This window comes from Roseateles sp. So40a (assembly GCF_048081605.1).
Lineage (GTDB): Bacteria > Pseudomonadota > Gammaproteobacteria > Burkholderiales > Burkholderiaceae_C > Roseateles.
The window spans coordinates 2,566,450-2,581,943 of record NZ_CP182288.1 but is presented as its reverse complement, the minus strand read 5'-3'; the positions used below and the strand labels follow the sequence as shown (position 1 = coordinate 2,581,943).

The 15,494-nt window shown below is 70.7% G+C and carries 13 protein-coding genes; 4 read left to right on the top strand and 9 right to left on the bottom strand.

Annotation, left to right across the window (positions count from 1 at the left end):
• Nucleotides 1-187 precede the first annotated feature (187 nt).
• Both ACNI65_RS11765 and ACNI65_RS11760 read left to right on the top strand, forming a co-directional pair.
• Nucleotides 188-2,824 carry a PD-(D/E)XK nuclease family protein gene (locus ACNI65_RS11765; RefSeq protein ID WP_416763209.1) on the top strand — a complete coding sequence of 879 codons (2,637 nt, stop codon included), beginning with the start codon at nt 188-190 and terminating at the stop codon, nt 2,822-2,824.
• The gene (locus tag ACNI65_RS11760; RefSeq protein ID WP_416763208.1) at nt 2,821-6,396 is read left to right on the top strand and encodes a UvrD-helicase domain-containing protein; all 3,576 of its coding nucleotides are present in this window, start codon (nt 2,821-2,823) and stop codon (nt 6,394-6,396) included. The genes ACNI65_RS11765 and ACNI65_RS11760 overlap by 4 nt, the downstream gene beginning before the upstream one ends.
• Before the next feature lie 47 nt (nt 6,397-6,443).
• Here ACNI65_RS11760 and ACNI65_RS11755 read toward each other — a convergent pair whose 3' ends face one another.
• Nucleotides 6,444-7,190: a hypothetical protein gene (locus tag ACNI65_RS11755; protein WP_416763206.1), complete on the bottom strand. Its 747-nt coding sequence runs from the start codon at nt 7,188-7,190 to the stop codon at nt 6,444-6,446.
• A gap of 85 nt (nt 7,191-7,275) precedes the next feature.
• On the opposite strand from ACNI65_RS11755, the gene ACNI65_RS11750 reads away from it, so the two are divergent.
• Nucleotides 7,276-7,968, top strand: coding sequence for a glutathione binding-like protein (locus ACNI65_RS11750; RefSeq protein WP_416763205.1), 693 nt, complete (start codon nt 7,276-7,278; stop codon nt 7,966-7,968).
• A gap of 35 nt (nt 7,969-8,003) precedes the next feature.
• Here the strand turns inward: ACNI65_RS11750 and ACNI65_RS11745 are convergent, their stop codons facing one another.
• Nucleotides 8,004-8,231, bottom strand: coding sequence for a hypothetical protein (locus ACNI65_RS11745; RefSeq protein WP_416763202.1), 228 nt, complete (start codon nt 8,229-8,231; stop codon nt 8,004-8,006).
• Nucleotides 8,232-8,285: 54 nt separating this feature from the next.
• Nucleotides 8,286-9,128, bottom strand: coding sequence for a PEP-CTERM sorting domain-containing protein (locus ACNI65_RS11740; protein ID WP_416763201.1), 843 nt, complete (start codon nt 9,126-9,128; stop codon nt 8,286-8,288).
• A 341-nt stretch (nt 9,129-9,469) separates the two neighbouring features.
• Between ACNI65_RS11740 and ACNI65_RS11735 the strand changes: the two genes are divergently transcribed.
• On the top strand, nt 9,470-9,724 hold the full coding sequence (locus ACNI65_RS11735) for a hypothetical protein (RefSeq protein ID WP_416763200.1): 255 nt from the start codon (nt 9,470-9,472) through the stop codon (nt 9,722-9,724).
• Between the two features lie 80 nt (nt 9,725-9,804).
• Here ACNI65_RS11735 and ACNI65_RS11730 read toward each other — a convergent pair whose 3' ends face one another.
• From ACNI65_RS11730 to ACNI65_RS11705, 6 genes are all read right to left on the bottom strand, one after another.
• The gene (locus ACNI65_RS11730; RefSeq protein WP_416763199.1) at nt 9,805-10,803 is read right to left on the bottom strand and encodes a PA2778 family cysteine peptidase; all 999 of its coding nucleotides are present in this window, start codon (nt 10,801-10,803) and stop codon (nt 9,805-9,807) included.
• An 8-nt stretch (nt 10,804-10,811) separates the two neighbouring features.
• Nucleotides 10,812-11,237, bottom strand: a complete 426-nt coding sequence (locus tag ACNI65_RS11725; RefSeq protein WP_416763197.1) for a PA2779 family protein — start codon at nt 11,235-11,237, stop codon at nt 10,812-10,814.
• A 209-nt stretch (nt 11,238-11,446) separates the two neighbouring features.
• Complete coding sequence (locus tag ACNI65_RS11720) at nt 11,447-12,211, bottom strand: hypothetical protein (RefSeq protein ID WP_416763196.1); 765 nt, start codon at nt 12,209-12,211, stop codon at nt 11,447-11,449.
• 279 nt (nt 12,212-12,490) lie between these two features.
• Complete coding sequence (locus tag ACNI65_RS11715; RefSeq protein ID WP_297525741.1) at nt 12,491-12,715, bottom strand: DUF350 domain-containing protein; 225 nt, start codon at nt 12,713-12,715, stop codon at nt 12,491-12,493.
• 24 nt (nt 12,716-12,739) lie between these two features.
• Entirely contained in the window at nt 12,740-14,341 is a 1,602-nt protein-coding gene (locus tag ACNI65_RS11710) for a DUF4178 domain-containing protein (RefSeq protein ID WP_416763194.1), read from the bottom strand.
• Nucleotides 14,342-14,370: 29 nt separating this feature from the next.
• Nucleotides 14,371-15,435 carry an SPFH domain-containing protein gene (locus tag ACNI65_RS11705; protein ID WP_416763193.1) on the bottom strand — a complete coding sequence of 355 codons (1,065 nt, stop codon included), beginning with the start codon at nt 15,433-15,435 and terminating at the stop codon, nt 14,371-14,373.
• Nucleotides 15,436-15,494: the final 59 nt, after the last annotated feature.

The window sequence follows — 15,494 nt, the reverse complement described above, 5'->3', positions numbered from 1 at the left end:
ACAAGCCCGGAAACCTCGGCCCGAGTAGGCGCAGGACCGACATGACGGTGCGCTCAGCGGATCTCAAGGTCCCGCGGCCGTGGAATTCGCTATCGTCGCCATTCGCAGAATCTTCGACTTCCCCCATTCGCCAGAGCCCGCCACCGCCTTGACGACTTCGCCGCCGCCATCCCCCCCGGATTTCCCGTTGCTCCCCGCCCACACCAGCGCCGCGATCTGGGACGGCGTCGTCCGCCGAGCCGCCGATTGGATGCAGGAACGGGGCGTGGCGTCGCGCGACGCGGTGTTGCTGCTGCCCTTCGCGCAGCATCTGGCGCCGGCGCGACGCGCGTGGATGAAGCTCTCGCGCTGGCAGCCGCGCATCGAGACCACGCACAGCCTGGCCTCGGCGCTGGGCCCGAGCGCGCTCCCGCAGGCGCAGCAGCTGACCGGCGACGCTGCGATCGACGCGCTCGCGGCGCGCGCGCTGCTGCGCGGCCAGAGCTGGGCCGAGGCGCTGCGCGACGAGGATCCGCGCGCCCACGACGCCGCCGTGGGCCGGCTGGTGGAAGCCGCGCATGCGCTGGCGCGCGGCGCGGCGCTGCGCGATCCGGCGCGGCGCGCGGCGTTCTGGGACGAGGGCCGTCAGGCGCTGGCCGCGCAGAGCGGTGTCGGTCACCTGGAACGCGCGCTGCTGGCCGTGGCGCTGGAATGGGCCGCGGCCGATCCGCGCGCGCCGGCCACCGATGCGCTCTTCGCGTTGCGACCCAGCGCTTGGCTGCACCTGCAGTGCGGCGGACCGGATACGCTGGCCGACGCGCTCATGGCCAGCGCCGAGGCGGCCGGCATTCCGTGCCTGCGCCTGAACGCGGACCTGCCGCTGGATGCCGCCTTCGACGGCGGCGAGCCGCTGGGGCGGCTGGAACAGGCGGTCTGCGAGGATTTCGAGGACCTGGCGCAGTGCAGCGCCGCGTCGGTGCTGGACCACCTGCGGGCGGGCCGCGCGCCGGTCGCGCTGATCGCGCAGGACCGGGTGGTGCTGCGCCGCGTGCGCGCGCTGCTGGAGCGACAGGGGCTGGGCATCCAGGACGAGACGGGCTGGACGCTCGCCACCACCGCGCCGGCGGCCCAGCTGATGGCGATGCTGCGCGCGGCGCGCCGCGACGCGACCGTCGACGACTGGCTCGCCTGGCTCAAGACGCCGCTGGCCGCGTCGCTGCGCGAGCTCGGCGGCAGCGCGTCGCTGGGGGCGCTGGAATCGCACTGCCGCCGCCGCGGCTGGTCCGCGCCGCAGGCGGTGCGCGCCGATCGCCTGCCTCCGGGCAGCGCGCGGCTGTGGGAAGGCGCGCGCGAGGCGCTCGCGCCGCTGCAGTTGCGCGGCGCGCCGACGCTGGAGGCGTGGATCGCGGCGCTCGGCCAGACGCTGCAGCAGCTCGGCGCCGATGAGCAGCTCAAGCGTCAGGAGGCCGGTGGTCCTCAGGTGCTGGAGGCGCTGTGGCTCAGCAAGACGCCGTGGCCGGGTTCGGGCCACGAGGCCGTGCTGCGCGAGGCGACGCTGAGCGCCTCGGAATTCGTCGACTGGGTGTCGCAGACGCTGGAGGCCGGCGAGTACAAGCCGCCGCTGCAAGGCGGGCTGCAGATCATGATCACGCCGCTGGCGCGCACGATGCTGCGGCCGTTCGGCGCCGTGGTGCTGCCCGGCGCGGATGCCGCGACGCTGGGGCCGGTGCCGCCGGGGCCGGTGCTGATCGGGGACACGCTCGCGCGTCAGCTCGGGCTGCCCACGGCCGAGGACAAACGACACGCGCTCGCCTGGCAGTTCGCGCAGTTGCTGCGCGCGCCGGCGGTGACGCTGCTGCGGCGCGGGCATCTGGGCAGCGAGCCGCTGGCGGCGAGTCCGCTGCTGGACCGCCTGGATCTGGCCTTGCAGGCGGTCGGCCGCACGCTGCCCCACTGGACGGATCCGCGTGTCGAGCTGACGTCGGTCGCGACGCCGTCGGACCGCGCCGCGGCGCGCGCGCAAGGGCGTCTGCCGGCGGCGCTGAGCGCCAGCGCGGTGGAGTCGCTGCGCCAGTGTCCGTATCAGTTCTTCGCGCGGGTGCTGCTGGGGCTGCGGGAAGCCAATGAGCTCGAGGTCCAGGCGGACAAGCGGGATTACGGCACGTGGCTGCACGCGGTGCTGCACCAGTTCCACACGGAGCGCGTCGAGGGACACGATCCGGCGCTCGATGACGCCTCGCGGTTGCAGCGCGCGGCGCAGGATCAGATGCGCGAGCTGGGCCTGTCGCCGGCGGAGTTCCTGCCGTATTCGGCGAGCTTCGCGCGGTTTGTCCCGGCCTATCTGGGATGGCTGCAGGAGCGGGAAGCCGAGGGGCTGCGATTCGAGCGCGGCGAGGTGGATCGGCGCGTGCGGCCCTGGGCGGAGTTCGAGCCGGAGCTCGAGGCGCTGGAGCTGCTCGGGCGCATCGACCGGGTCGACGAGACCCCTGCGGGCCCGCAGCTGATCGACTACAAGACCGGCAGCGTGAAGGGGCTCAAGGACAAGGTATCGAATCCTCTCGAGGACACGCAGTTGGCGGTCTACGCGGTGCTGATGGGGACTGGGAATACCACCGGTACCCTGCGTGCCGAGTACGTCGCGCTCGACGACGCCAAGGGCATCGCCGAGATCGAGCATGAGGACGTCGGCACCACCGCCGCCGTGATGCTTGACGGCCTGCGGCAGGACTTGCTGGCCATCCGTGCTGGCGATGCCTTGCCGGCGCTGGGCGAGGGCTCCGCCTGCGCCTACTGCGACATGCGCGGCCTGTGCCGGCGCGACGACTGGGAAGGGGCTGCGCCATGACCGGATCCACGATGGGACCGCTCGGCGCGGCGGCATACACGAAAGACGGCGCCCCGGTGGCGCGCGAGCGCTTCTACGAGCTCGCCTGCGATCCCGCGCGCAGTGTCGTCGTCGAGGCCTGCGCCGGCGCGGGCAAGACCTGGATGCTGGTGTCGCGCATCCTGCGCGCGCTGCTCGACGGCGCGCGGCCGCAGGACATCGTCGCCATCACCTTCACGCGCAAGGCCGCCGGCGAGATGCGCGCGCGCCTCAACGAGTGGCTGCACGAATTCGCCCACTGCGACGACGCGGGCCGCGTGCTCGCGCTGCGCCAGCGCGGCCTGCCCGAAGCCGAGGCCATCGCCCTCGCGCCGCGACTGGCCGGCTTGCAGCAACGGCTGCTGCAGGACGCGCGCCCGGTGGAGATCCGCACCTTCCACGCGTGGTTCTCGCAGCTGCTGCGCGCCGCCCCGCTGGAGTTGCTGCGCGCGCAAGGGCTCTCACCCGAGCTGCAGTTGCTGGAGGACGAGAGCGATCTGATGCCCGAGCTCTGGCAGCGTTTCCACGCCGCGGTGCTGGCGGACGAGACGCTGCTCGCGACCTACCGCGAGCTGAGCCTCGCGCATGGCCGCAACAAGCTGGTGAACTGGCTCACCGCGGCCTTCGAGAAACGCGTGGAACTGACCCTCGCGCATCGCCACGGCCGACTGCTGGACAGCATGCCGGCGGCCACCGAGGTCGTGCCGGAGTTCGCCGCGTTCACCGATCCCATCGAGGCCTTCGGGCCGATGCGCGGCGATCTGCAGGCGCTCGCGATCGAGCTGGGGCAGGGGAAGAACAAGAAGCAGAAGGACGCCGCGGTCGCGCTCGAGATGGCGCTGTCGGCACCGCGCGACCCGGCGATGTCGATCGCTGAATGGGACCTCGCCACGATGACCGCGGCGCGTGCCGCGCTCTTCACGAAGACCGGCACGCTGGTGAAGGCGCTGGGCGAATCGCCGCTGCTGCTCGAGCTGGGCGAGCGCCTCGACCGGCTGCAGCTGGCGCTCGAGCAGGACCGCGCGCGGACCTGGCATCAGCAGATGTGCGCGCTGGCGCTGACACTGCTGGCCGAGTTCGAGCGGCTCAAGCGCGAGCGCGGCATCGTCGACATGAACGACCTGGAGCGCGGCGCGCTCGCGCTGCTGGGTGATGTCGAGCTGTCGGGCTGGGTGCAGGAACGGCTGGACAGCCAGGTGCGGCACCTGCTGATCGACGAGTTCCAGGACACCAGCCCACTGCAGTGGCACGCGCTGCATGCCTGGCTGTCGGGCTACGTCGGCGCGGGCGGCGGCGTCAGCGGCCAGCGTCCGCCGTCGGTGTTCATCGTCGGCGACCCCAAGCAGAGCATCTACCGCTTCCGGCGCGCCGAACCGCGCGTCTTCGCCGCGGCGCGGGACTTCGTCCGCGAAGGGCTGGACGGCGCGCTGCTCGCCTGCGATCACACGCGGCGGAACTCGGTGCCGGTGCTCGCGGCGGTGAACGCCGTCTTCGAGCAGGCCTCGCTGGCGCAGCAGTACAGCGGCTTCCGCGCGCACACGACCGAGTCGTCCGGCGGCGATCCGCTGGACGGTGTGTTCTTCCTGGCCGGCGATGGGGCGCAGGATGACGAGGAGACCGAGGTGGCCGAGGAGGAGGGCGCGGAAGCGGGCATCGGCCGCGACGCCGGCACCTGGCGCCCAAGCCTGACCGAGCCGCGCCGCGAGCCCGAGCTGCATCGGCGCGAGGCGGAGGCCGCGCGCATCGCGGCGAGCATCGAGCAACTGCTGGCGGACGGACGCACGCAGCCGGGCGACATCTTCGTGCTGGCGCGCAAGCGCGAGAGTCTGCGCGTGCTGGCGCAGGTGCTCAAGGGCCGCGGCATCGCGCACGCGGCGCCGGAGGACATGGCCCTGCTGGACGCGCCCGATGTGCGCGACCTGCTGGCGCTGCTGGATGCGCTCGCGTCCAGCGGGCATCAGCTGTCGCTGGCGCACGCGCTGCGCAGCCCGCTGTTCGGTGCCAGCGAGGCGGACCTGCTGTGGCTCGCCGCGACCTCGGGATCGGTGCGGTGGCTGGGGCAGGGCGATGACGCCCGCGAGGCACCGATTCCGGTGCCGCATGCGGTGCCGGACACGGTGCCCGATGCGGGGCCCGACGCCGCCGATGGCACGGCCCCGAAGGCCCCGATCATCCGCTCCTGGTGGGAGGTGCTGATGCAGGCCGATCCAGCGGAGCTCAGCCCGGTGCTGACGCGCGCCCGCACGTTGCTGTCGGGGTGGGCGTCGATGGCGGTGCTGCGCAGCCCGCATGACCTGCTGGACGCGATCGTGCACGAGGGCGAGTTGATGGCGCGCCTGGCCGCCGCGGTGCCGGCCAGTGAGCGCCGCGCGCGGCTGCATGCGGTGGAGGCGCTGCTGGCGCTCGCGCTGGAGCTCGACGGCGGCCGCTACGCCGGCCTCTACGGTTTCGTGCGCGCGCTCAAGAGCCGCGCGCTGAAGCTGGCCGCGCCGGCCGAGCCCGACGCGGTGCAACTGCTGACGGTGCACGGCGCCAAGGGGCTGGAAGCGCAGGTCGTCATCCTGATGGACGCGGAGGCCGGTCCGGCTCGCGCCGAAAGCATGGCATTGGCGATCTCCTGGCCGGTGCACGAGCCGGTGCCGCGCACGGTGGCTTTCCTCGTCTCCGAGGCCAAGCCGCCGCCGTCGCTGCAGCCGCTGCTCGACGACGAGAAGGAACAGCGCCAGCGCGAGGAACTCAACGCGCTCTACGTCGCGATGACGCGCGCGCGGCATCGCCTGGTGCTGAGCCGCACACCTGCGCGGCGCCAGAGCGCCTCGGCGAGCTGGTGGGCGCGGGTCTCTCCGCAGGCGGAGCCGCTGGCCCTGCCCGAAGTCGACGTGAATGAGGGCGCCGCCCTGGTCGACGCCGAGCGCGCCGTGGTCCGCCTGAAGGTGCTGCCGCGCGTGGATCCGCTGCCGGCCAGCGCGGAGGCAGTTCAGGTGTCCGCCGAGGAAGACGGAAGCCCATCGACGGATGCCCGCGCGGCGGTCGGCCAGAGCCCGGAGGAGGTCGAGGAAAGCGCGGCGCTGGGCGAGGCGCTGCATCGGGTGCTCGAGTGGCACAGCGGGCCGCAGGGTCGCGCCCACGCGCTGGAGCGCCTGATGGCTGCCGCCGCGCAGATGTACGGGCTGGATGCGCGTCGCGATGAGCGTCTGCAGCGCAGCGTGAAGGCCATCCTCGCGAGCCGCGATTGCGCGCCGTTCTTCGACGCGTCCGTGCTGGCCTGGCACGGCAACGAGGTGCCGCTGAGCTGGCAGGGCCATGACATGCGGCTGGACCGGCTGGTCTGCCGCGAGGACAGCGCCGGCGCGCGCACCTGGTGGGTGCTGGACTACAAGCTCCACCCGGCGCCGCAGCGCAATCCCGAGTACCTGCTGCAGCTGTGGCGCTACCGCGAGGCGGTGAGCACGCTGCAGCCCGGCGACGCGGTGCGTTGCGCCTTCATCACCGGGCAGGGCAAGCTGATCGATTGCACCGAGGCGGTCGCCGGCGCGGCGGATCTCTTCGCGTGATCGGGCTCAGGCCGACCCCGGTCTGAGCATCGCCGCGCCGAGGGTCGTCAGGCCGGCGCGCTGTAATCGCCCTCGGACGGGCGGTTGTGCCAGGCCACCGAGGTCGTGGTCGGCCAGGGGCCGCCATCGCCGAGGCGCTGGTGCACCGCCAGCGCGCTCGCGGAGGCGGCTTCCAGCACGCGCGTGAGCGCCTGGATGTCCGCCAGCGTCGGGTCCGCCATCGAGGTGCGCAGGTACACATTGCCGCGCAGGCTCAGCAGCACGAAGGGGCGACCCTCGATGAGCACGTCCTGCGTGGCCTGCGCCAGGCGCTCGGTGAGGTCCCGGTCCAGCCACGCCATGATCAGCTCGCGGTTGATGCCCACGGCGCCGAAGCGCTGGCGCACGAGCTTGGACTCGATCTGTGACTGCTTGGGGAACATCACCAGCCAGCGCATCTCCTCGGGCGTGTCCGTGTCCACGCGCGTGCGCAGCGTGTCGGTGTAGGCCTCGAAGACGCTGCTCTCCAGCCGCTCCATCAGCTTGCGCTCGATGAGCATCATCTGCATGTCGGGATTGACCTTGAGCTCGCATCGCATGCGCAGCTCGTAGCCCTCGATGTAGCTGCGCTGGGACGGGCCCCATTCGATGCGGGTCAGCCCGGGCAGCGTGCGCGGGAGGTCGATGATGAGACCGCGCCCGTCGCGGGCGTGGCGCAGCTGACCGCCGCGCTCGGCGGCCCAGTCGGCCAGGGGCCGCCACCGGGCCGCGTTGGCACGGGCGGTCAACCACTGCTTGATTTGTTTGATTACCATGAGGCGGGACGATGCGCGCGGGGCCCTGGGTCCGTGCATTGACGTGTCGACGAGCGGGGCCTCGCGCCCCTATGGGGAACGCTTGATGATCGAAGTGTATTCATGGCCCACGCCCAATGGCCACAAGGTCCACATCATGCTGGAGGAATGTGGCCTCCCTTACCGGGTGATTCCCGTGGACATCGGCGCCGGTGAGCAATTCGACGCGCGATTCCTCGCCATCAGCCCCAACAACAAGATCCCCGCGATCGTCGACCCGCACGGGCCGGACGGTCAGCCGATCTCGCTGTTCGAGTCCGGCGCCATCCTGCTGTACCTGGCCGGCAAGACCGGGCAGTTCCTGCCGCCGGACACGCGCGGGCGCTACGAGGCGCTGCAGTGGCTGATGTTCCAGATGGGCGGCGTGGGGCCGATGCTCGGCCAGACGCACCACTTCCGGATGTACGCGCCCGAGAAGATCGAGTACGCCATCGACCGCTACACCAACGAGGCCAAGCGCCTGTACGGCGTCATCGACCGGCGCCTCGCGCACACGAAGTACATCGCGGGCGCCGAGTACGGCATCGCCGACATGGCGATCTTCCCGTGGCTGCGCGGCGCGAAGAACCAGGGCGTGGAGATGTCGGACTTCCCGCATCTGAAGGGCTGGTTCGACGAGATCGCGGCTCGCCCCGCGGTGATGCGCGCGGTGGAGGTGCTGGTCGAGAAGCGCCGGCCGCTGGTCGATGACAAGGCGCGCGAGGTGCTGTTCGGCCGGACCCAGTACGAGCGCCGCTGAAGGGTCTCGGGGCGCCGTGGCCGCCGGGGCGGGGGTCAGATCTTGCCCAGCCGCGCGCGGTCGCCCAGCTCGGTGAGCCAGCGCCGGCCGTCCTCGCGGATGGCCGTCGCCAGGCCCTTGTCCTGCAGCCGCTGCTGCATCTCCTCGCTGACCGGCATGCCGCCCGGCGCCTGCGGGATGAAGTAGAGCGCGGCGCGCTCTTCCTCGGTGATCACCAGGTCGGCGGGCGGGACGGGGAAGCTGAAGGTCGGCGGCGTGGACATGCGCCGGAGTATCCCTCAGCGCAGGTCCTCGGCCCGGGTCCTCAGCCCTGGTGCTCAGCCTTGATGTGCGCCTGCCATCGTGCCGGCCGCGCGGCGGCGATGGGCGATGCCCGCGGCCAGCGCCGCGATGCCCAGCAGCGCCAGCGAGCCCGGCTCGGGCAGCTCGCCCGCGGCGAAGGCCAGCGCGTTGGCCATCAGCAGCGCGCCGTCGGTGGAGGTGTTCCAGCCGCCGTTCCACACGTCGCTGGAGACCGGGAACATGTTGAGCCCGACGACGATGCCGTTGTGATCGGTGCGGTAGCCCAGCAGCGGCTTGTCGTTGGTCCAGTAGGCGACGACGCTGGCGCCGGCCTTGGGCGTGACGCGATAGCACAGCGCCGACAGGCCGCCGCTGAAGCTGTCGATGTCGCGCATCAGCGGGCTCTGCGGATCGGACACGACGCCCAGGCTGCCGCACGAGTTCTGGTTGTTGTTGGCGTTGAAGACGTCGTAGTTGGCCGTGATGAAGCGGCCGTTGAGTCCGCCGAAGCCCGTCGTCGCATGCGACAGGCCGGCCTCGACCACGCCGCCGCCGGCGTCCACGTAGTCCGCCAGCACGTTGCCCAGCAGCGTGGCGCTGGCGAAGGGCTTGGTCGAGCTGTCGTTGAAGACCAGCACCGCGTCGTAGCTCATCAGCAGCGCCAGCGTGGGCGTGCCGGTGTTGGCGTTGAAGACGTCGACCGCGCCGCTGACCATGCCCGTGCCGGAGATCTTGGACTGCACGTCCGCCAGGCCGCCGTTCTGGCTGGTGGCGCCGAGGATCAGCACCGAGGCCTGGGCGGCCAGGGCGCCAGTGCACAGCGCGGCGGTGATCAGCGCGGAGCGCAGGAGGGGGAGGACCTGGGGGATCGAGCGCATGGGTTCTCTCTGACTGTCGTTCTTGTGGGGGCCGGGTGGGAGGGGCCGGAAGCGGCACGGGGAAGCAACATCCAAGCCACCGGGGCGGAAGCTGAGGCCTCACAAGCACTTGCGTGTCCTGTCCCTGGAGAAAGGGGCAGCGGGTGTAATGAATTCCGACACCTTCGGTGTGGAAGTTGCTTGGGGCGCCCCCGTCAACGGGGGGTAAAGCTGGGGGTCCGAACGTCCATGAGGGTGACGCCGGACGACGCTTGGAGAGAAACTTGCCAAGGCGTGAAGGCCGGACCTGCTTGCGGGTGGGATCCGGTTCTGATCACAACACCAAAGCAGGAGCGTCCTTCATGTCAGCAAAACCGGACCACACCGATGCCGTCGGCGGCGTCGAGAGTCACAACGGACGTTGGTTCGTCCGCGAAGTCGTCGGGGACGGGCCCTTCCGGGCGCGATACCTGGTGATCGCTCCGCACGCGCAGCCCGATGGGCAGGCGGTGCTGGACGGCTACTGGCACGACCTTGAGCGCAGCTTCGACACGTGGAGCTACGCGGCCGACGCGGCGCTGGAAGCGGCGCAGCGGGCGATCGATTTCAGGCCTTGAATGTGGGCGGGCTTGATCGGGCCTGAGCAGGCCTGGTCAGCTCGGTCGGGTCTGTTCCGGCCCGGTCGGTCCTGGCGGGCTCAGCTGCCCGCCGAGATCTTCTTCTGCAGCGCCTTGTACTGGTCCAGGCGCGGTCCGCCGAGCGCGACCGCGCGCTCGATCGCCAGCGAGGCCTTGTAGCGCAGGCCTTGCTCCATGAGCACCTGCGCCAGGTTGTTCCAGCCTTCGGGCAGGTCGGGGCGCACATCGGTGAGGCGCGCGTAATGGCGCGCGGCGGCACGCCGATCCTTGGCGGCGTAGGCGGTGTTGCCCGCCCCCAGCAGCAGCACCGGTTCACCGGGCCAGCGCGTGAGCGCGGTGCTGTAGCCCTTGCGCGCGGCCGGCGCGTTCAGCCGTTCCAGCGCGGCCAGGGCCGAGCCCGTCTGCGCGCCGTCCAGCGAGGCCGGCAGCAGATCCGGCGGCAAGGTCGTCATCGCCCAGTAGTCGCCGCGCGCCCAGGTGCGCTCGAAGACGGGCAGCTCGACCTCCTGGCGCGCGGTCTTGCCGCTGTGCAGCAGGATGGTCCGGCGCTGCTTGTCGTAGCCGACCACGACCGCGTAATGCCACACCGGCGCGATGTCCAGCGACAGGTTCTGGAACACGATGACCGGATGTCCGGCGGCGACCTCGGTCAGCAGCGCGTCCAGACGCGGCGCCAGCACGTAGGCCGGCAGGCCCTGGCGACGCGTGGCCACCAGCATCTCCGTCTGCAGCGAGCCCTTGCGGCCGGGCAGGAAGACCTGCGGCTTGAGCTGCTCCACCGTCGCCGGCTTGCCGGCCGTCTGCAGCAGCATCGCCAGCGCGGCGGGGCCGCACTCGTAATCGTCCTGCGCGACGAAAGGCGTCGCGGCGGACAGGTCCACGCGCGCCGGCAGTTCCGCGGGCCACTGGCGCTCCAGCGCCTGCAACTGCGGCGGCGTGCTCGCGCAGCCGCCCAGCAGCAGCGCCAGCGCAAGCGCCGGCGCGGCCAGGGTCAACGACGTACGCGAGCGCGCCGGACGGCGCGACGGCATGCCGGGGAACGACCAGTCGGCGCGCATGCGGGACCTCAGCGGATCGAGCGGGTGAACGGGAAGACCTTGGTGAAGCCCAGGATGTCGGTCACCAGCAGGATCACGAACACGGTGAAGATGATGCCCAGCACTTCGCCGCCGGCGGGGGCGTTGGCGATGCGGCCGTCCAGCGCCTGGATTTCCTCGTCGGACATCGCGTCCACGCGGGCCTGGGCGGCGGTGGCGTCCACGCCTTCCTTGACCATCGCCTGACGCACGTCGTCGCGGGCGAAGAAGGCGTTGACGCGGGCGCGGCTCTCCGCGGTGGCAGCGGTCGCGGCGGGCTGCACCAGCGCCTCCGTCGGCACGATCTGCGCGCTGGCGTGCATCGGCAGCGCCATCAGCGTGCTCGACACGATCAGCGTCGACGCGATCGCGCGCTTGGCCAGGGAGGGGCGGGAGACTTGTTGTTGTCGGTTCATGGTGGACCTGAAAAAAAGGGGGACGGATGAAATCCTAGGTCCGCCCCTGGCGCTGTTACAAGTTCGATTACCGAGCGTCACAACGGATGCAACTCGGCGGCATCGGCGGGCTTGAAGAACGTGTTAAGGCGAGGGCGGCGAAGGTCGGCCGCGAGAGGGGCAAGGGCCGTGCCCGGTCCAGGTCCGGATGCCGGTCGGGCAATCCGGGGTCAGCGCTCGCAGGACTGGCCGCTGGCGCTGCGCAGGATCCAGCGCTCGCCCTTGCGGTTGAGCTGCGCCAGCGACGCCAGCGTCCCGATCGCGCAGGTCGAGGGATCGACCTCGGCGTATTGCTCCAGCTCGACGGTGTCGGCATCGCGCCAGCGCATGAAGCGGAAGCTGATCCGCGGCTGGTCGGGCTGGGGCTGGAACTTGTAGCGCTCGATGAGCTTGCCGTCGGCCACGTTCCAGATCACGACGCCGTTGAACTCCACCCCGGGCGAGGCGTGGGTCACCACCAGATGGCGGCCATCCGGCGAGGGATGGACATTGCCGTGCATCTCGTAGCGCGTGCCGTCGGCCCGCGAGATCCACAGGAGTTCCTCGCCGAAGGCCAGCGTGACGCGGATGACGTAGAACGCGCGGTCCGGCGACAGGCCGTCGAGGCGGTAATCGACGTAGGGGCGCGTCGCATCGAAGGGGTCGGGACGCACGCTGTCGAGCATCTCCGGGCGCCCCTTGGCCAGCGGCAGCATCAGTCGCAGGCCGTCGCGGCGCACGCCCAGCGCCAGCCGGCGCATCACTCGGGCCTCGGCATCAGCGCGGAAGGCTTCATCGGAGCCTTCCTCGACCGCGGCGGCGGCCGGCGCGCTGGCCGAGGAATCAGGAAAGAGCTCGCCGCGCGGCGCGATGCCCATGCTGGGCCGGGGCTTGGGCGGGGTCGGCGTGGGGGAGGCCGCGTGGGCGGCCGTCAGGCTCGCGGTGAGCAGCGTCAACGCGCAAAGCACGGACCGGGTGCGGACAGGGCGAGCGGTGAGAGCGCTGCGGGCGGAAGCGGAAGCGGGCATCGGACGAGCGGAGAGTCGGGCGGAGGCCGACAGGGTCGGCGGGCGCGCGAGTCTAGGGGGCGGCTCCCGGCGGGGTCCAGGGTCCCTTACCGCTGGTGACAAGACCTGCGGCCGCGAGCTTGGCAGCCGTGAAGTCCTTCACGAATGACGATCACGGATGACGGTCGCGGATGACGGTCGCGGATGACGGTCACGGACGTTGGGCCGTCAGCCATGGATCGCCGCGGCCACGATCTGGCCGATGGAGATGCACATCGCGGCGACGACCACGGCCAGCGCCATGTTCTTGTGCTCGACGATCTCTTCCCACAGCTTGTAGGGTGTGAGCTTGTCAATGACGACGAAGCTGATCCAGAACACCAGCACGCCGATCAGCGCGTAGAGGATGGAGCCCAGCACGATCGCGGGCTTGAGCCACTCGAAACCTTCCATGTCGTTCTCCTGGTCGAGACCTGATTACTTGTGTCCGCCGCCGCCGCTGCTGTAGCCGCCGTACGAGCCCCCGCTGGAGCCCACGTAGCCGACGCCGCTGCCGCGGCTGCTGCGCTTGCATTGCTGGTACTCGGCGCTGCTGGCGCCGTAAGTGTCCTTGTAGCGGTCGCAGTCGTCCTTGCTGCAGGCGCGCAGCAGCGCGAAGAGCAGGGCGATCAGGAAGATCGCCACGATGATGTTGCGCAGCAGCTTGCCCTGGTCCATGCCGGAGGACACATCGCGCTGCAGCGCGGGCATGCGGTCCTCGGGCAGCGCGAAGAAGCGGCGCACCTCGGCTGCGTCGACGGCGCGGCCATGGCTCCAGGTGACCTCGTTGCCGGTCTGCTCACTGCTGAGCAGCTCCAGCCGCGTGCCGTTGCGCCACTCGTAGTCGCGCACCAGCGCGCGTTCCTCGCGCTTGACGCGCCAGTAGAACTCGCCCAGCACGTAGGTGACCTTGGCGGTGTAGGTCCACTTGTGCTTGAAGTCCTTGTCCTGGTAGCTGACCGACTTGGACTTCGCGTTGGCCGGCGCGCCGGTGATCGGGCGCACCAGGCTCCAGCCGTCCTCGGTGTCCACGAGGAAGGCGAAGCCCTCCATGCGATTGAACAGCAGGTACTCGCGCCAGAAGGTCTGTTCGTCCTCGGCCGATTCGGGGAGGTCGCAGCGCTCCAGGTAACCGACGACCTGCCAGGACTGCGGTGTGCCGCCGGAGATCGCCAGCTGACCGATGGTGCCCAGCGGGATCTGCGGCTCGCCGCCGGTGTTCTGCTGGTAGGCCGCGAGGTCCGCGCCGGCGCCCTTGGAGATGTCGACGACGGACTTGCACTGCCCGCAGACGATGGACTGTGAGTTGTCGAGCTTGGGTTCGAGCGAGGCGCCGCAGTTGGGGCAGGGCATCGCGCGGGACTGCAGCGTCGCGCCGCTGGCCTCGCGCAGCCCGGTGAGCTGCAGGTCGGCGAGCTTGACCGGCCGGCCCACGGACCAGGTCGGTTGCACGGGATCGCTGTACTCGAGCGACGCGACCTCGTTGGCCGTGTTGCGCAGCTCGACGACGGGGTAGCTCTTGGCGAGCTGCGGCGGATGCGGCAGTTCGCCCTCGGCGGCGGCCAGCGTGGCGTCGACGATGCTGGCGACCTGCCACGCCGTGTTGGCGAGCATCTGCATGCCGCCCGGGCGCAGCGTCGCGGGATCGGGCGCGCGATCGAGCAGCGGCGCCTCGAAGCTGATGACGAAGCTGCCGTTGTCCTCGGCCAGCCAGCCGCTGCGTGGCGTCTGGTCGGCGCTGGCGTCGAAGAGGATGTGCCACTCGTTCCAGCCGCCGTCGGCATAGGACATCTGCAGCCGGCCGACGACGAGGAAACCCGCGCCGGCATAGCGCCCGGCGGCGCCGAGCTGCAGGGGCGAGTAATCCTCGAACAGCTCCGAGCTGGTGCCGATCTTGCGCAGCGTCTCGCCGTCACGCAGCAGCGTGGAGCGGCAATAGCTGCAGACGGCGCTGGCGGAGGCGGCCGAGGCGAACTCGACCGGCCCGCCGCAGTTCGGGCAGTGCGCCTGCCAACGGCGCTGGGGGGAAGCGGTAGCCAATCAGGACCCGGGAATCGCGCGGACCGCGGTCAGCTCAGCTTCTTCAGCAGCTCGGCCTTCTTGGCGGCGAACTCCTCGTCGGTGAGGATGCCCTTGGCCTTGAGGTCGCCGAGTTTCTCGAGCAGCAGCAGCACCTCGTCGGCGCCTTGGGTGATCGGCTGCGGCACGGCCTGCGCCGCTTGAGCCGCGTTGGCGGTGGCCTGGTTCGCGTTGGCCAGGCCTTGCTGGAGCTGCTGCGCCATGGTCTGGCCCAGGGCCAGGCCGGCGCCCAGTCCCATGGCGTCGCCGGCGATGCCGCTGCCGCCGCCCGAGCCCACGCCCTCGGCGAGCTTGGGGATGGCTTGCGCGGTCTGGTACTGCATGAACTGGCCCATGTTCTGGCCGATCATGCCCATGCCGATCTTCTGGTCGAGGATCTTCTGGAGCTCCTCGGGCAGCGAGACGTTCTGCAGCGTGACGAGCTCGAGCTTGAGGCCGAGCGCGTCGAAGGCCGGGGCGGTGGCTTCCTGCAGCGCCTTGGCGAACTCGACCTGGTTGGCAGCGAGGTCGAGGAAGGGGATGCCGGACTGCGCGACCGCGTCGGAGATGTGCTGGAGCATCAGGCCGCGGAGCTGGCCGTCGAGCTCGGTGACGGTGTAGCGCTCGCGGGTGCCGGAGATCTCGGTGTGGAACTTCTTCGGATCGACGACGCGGTAGCTGTAGTTGCCGAAGGCGCGCAGGCGCACGGCACCGAAGTCCTTGTCGCGGATGGTGACGGGCTGGGTGGTGCCCCAGCGCTGGTCGACCTGCTGGCGGGTGGAGAAGAAGTAGACGTCGCTCTTGAAGGGGGACTCGAAGAGCTTGTCCCAGTTCTTGAGGTAGGTGAGGACCGGCAGCGTCTGCGTGGTCAGCTTGTACATGCCGGGTCCGAAGACGTCGGCGACCTTGCCTTCGTTGATGAAGACGGCCATCTGCGATTCGCGGACGGTGAGGGAGGCGCCGTACTGGATCTCGAAGTCCTGCATCGGGAACCGGTAGGCCAGGACGCCGTTGTCGTCCTCGGTCCACTGGATGATGTCAATGAACTGTTTCTTGATGAAGTCCATCAGGCCCATGGCGCTGCTCCAGGAAAAACGCGATCCAACTTGACCGCTGCGCAGGAGTATCCCTCAGC